Genomic DNA, 2550 nt, shown 5'->3' with positions numbered 1-2550 from the left:
CCTTCACCTGCAGCCACGAAGCGCGAATCAACTTGATCAGGCTGTCCGGCAAGGCCACATAGTCGAGGTCGCCGGCCATCTTGGCGCCGTTCTTGTACGACCACTCGAAGAACTTGAGCACCTCGGCCGCCTGCGCCGGCTTGCCCGGCACTTTGTGCATCAGGATGAAGGTCGCTCCCGTGATCGGCCACGCATCCTTGCCGGTCTGCTCGGTAAGAATCTCGGCGAAGTTCGATTTGGTCCAGTCAGCATGCGCTGCGGCGGCCTTGAAGGTCATGTCGTCAGGGGCGACGAAGTTGCCAGCGGCGTTTTTCAGCAGCGCGTAGGTCAGCTTGTTTTGCTTGGCGTAGGCATACTCGACGTAGCCGATGGAACCGGGCAGGCGCTGGACGAATGCCGACACGCCTTCGTTGCCCTTGCCGCCCAAACCGACGGGCCACTGCACCGCGGTGCCCTCGCCCACCTTGGCCTTCCAGTCGGGACTGAGCTTGGACAGGTAATTGGTGAAAATGAAGGTCGTGCCGGAACCGTCGGCGCGACGCACGACGCCGATGTCCGCGGCCGGCAGGGCCAGGCCCGGATTGAGGTCGGCGATGACTTTGTCATTCCACTTGGTGATCTTGCCAAAGTAGATGTCCGCCAGCACGCCACCGGTCAGCCTGAGCTGGCCGGGCTTGACGCCTTCGAGGTTCACCACCGGCACGACGCCGCCGATGACCGTCGGAAATTGCATCAGACCGTCTTTGTCGAGGACGTCGGCCTTCAGCGGCATGTCCGACGCGCCGAAATCGACGGTCTTGGCCGCGATCTGCTTGATGCCGCCGCCGGAACCGATCGATTGGTAGTTGATCCGGTTGCCGGTCGCCTTCTGGTAAGCGTCGGCCCACTTGGCGTAGATCGGCGCCGGAAATGAAGCGCCGGCTCCGGTGATGTCGGCCGCACTGACCGACGATACGGCGAACAGTGCGGCGACGATGGTTCCTGCGTTTCTGAGGGTGCGAATCAGCATATTTTTACTCCTGTGAAATTTTTGGGCGGCCCGGGGCGCCGGCGCCGCCTGTTGCATCGCAATGGAGTTTAGGGAGGGATTGTTACAGGACCATGAAACCGCCAGGCGGGAAGCCGGCGATCGATTCAAACCCTCGCAGCTGATGACCGCGTGGCACGGTTGCCGAATCAGGGAATGTTGCCCCGATCGCGCGGCCCAACACGATGAAGGTGCCGAGGGGTGCGGCCGCGGCGCCAATGCTGCGCCGCCCCGACCTCCCGGAAGGCTACTCGCCGAAGGCGTGTCGCACCGCGCCCGCGATGGCCTCGGCCTGCCCGGTAACAAGCGCGGCTTCGCGACCTTCGACCATCACCCGCAACAGGGGCTCGGTGCCCGAGGGACGCAGCAGCACGCGCCCGGCGCCATCGAGCTTCGCCTCGGCGGTCTTCACCGCCGACTTGATGCCGGCGTCTGCCGCCCAGTCGAAACCGGCCGGCATCTTCACGTTGATGAGCTTCTGCGGATACAGCGTCAGATCGGCACAGGCCCCGGCCAGGGTTTCGTTCGACGCGCGCAACGCGGCCAGCACCTGCAAGGCGGCGATGATGCCGTCGCCGGTGGTATGGCGATCGAGGCAGATGATGTGCCCGGAGTTCTCGCCGCCGAGGAGCCAGCCCTTTTCCTGCATCATTTCCAGCACGTAGCGGTCACCTACCTTGGCGCGGCCGCAGGCGATGCCCAGCCGCGCCAGGGCGTGCTCGAAGCCGAGGTTGCTCATCAGCGTGCCGGCCACGCCGGACACGCGCTGGTTGCGCGCACGGTGGCGGGCAATCACGTAGAGCAACTGGTCGCCGTCGTAGAGCGTGCCGGCTGCATCGACCATCACCAGGCGGTCGCCATCGCCGTCGAGCGCGATACCGCAATCGGCCTTTGCCTCCAGCACGGCGCGGCGCAGCGCCTGGGGCGCCGTGGCACCGACATCCAGGTTGATGTTGAGCCCGTTCGGCGTGTCGCCAACGCCGACTGTTTCGGCACCGAGTTCATGGAAGACGCTGGGCGCGACGTGGTAGGCCGCGCCGTGGGCGCTGTCCACCACGATCTTGAGGCCGCGCAGATCGAGGTCGTTGGGGAAGGTGCTCTTGCAGAATTCGATGTAGCGCCCGGCGGCGTCGTCGACGCGGCGCGCCTTGCCGAGCCGGGCCGACTCCATGCAGGTCATCGGCTGCTCGAGCCGCGCCTCGATCTCGAGTTCCACCGCGTCGGGCAACTTGGTGCCCTGCGCCGAAAAGAACTTGATGCCGTTGTCGTCGTAAGGATTGTGCGAAGCTGAAATGACCACCCCCGCCTGCAGCCGCAGGGCGCGCGTGAGGTAGGCGACGGCAGGCGTCGGCATCGGCCCGCAGAGCATCACATCGACCCCGGCGGCGGAAAATCCGGCCTCGAGCGCCGCTTCCAGCATGTAGCCGGAAATCCGCGTGTCCTTGCCGATCAGCACCGCGGGACGCTCGCCCGCCGGCAGTCCGTCGCGTGCCGCGAGCGCGGAGCCTGCCGCAAATCCGAGG

General features: G+C 65.8%; 2 protein-coding genes. Both read right to left on the bottom strand.

From position 1 onward, the window contains the following. The coding region (gene pstS, locus WC493_RS23755) for a phosphate ABC transporter substrate-binding protein PstS (RefSeq protein ID WP_373069220.1) at positions 1-1009 on the bottom strand (1009 nt) is incomplete at its 3' end. 265 nt (positions 1010-1274) lie between these two features. Continuing rightward, a partial coding sequence (glmM, locus tag WC493_RS23750) for a phosphoglucosamine mutase (protein ID WP_373069218.1) occupies positions 1275-2550 on the bottom strand: 1276 nt, incomplete at its 5' end.

It is taken from the genome of Zavarzinia sp., assembly GCF_041650655.1.
In the GTDB taxonomy this organism is placed as follows: Bacteria; Pseudomonadota; Alphaproteobacteria; order Zavarziniales; family Zavarziniaceae; genus Zavarzinia.
The sequence above is the reverse complement of the archived record's forward strand: the minus strand, read 5'-3'. Positions and strand labels throughout refer to the sequence as shown.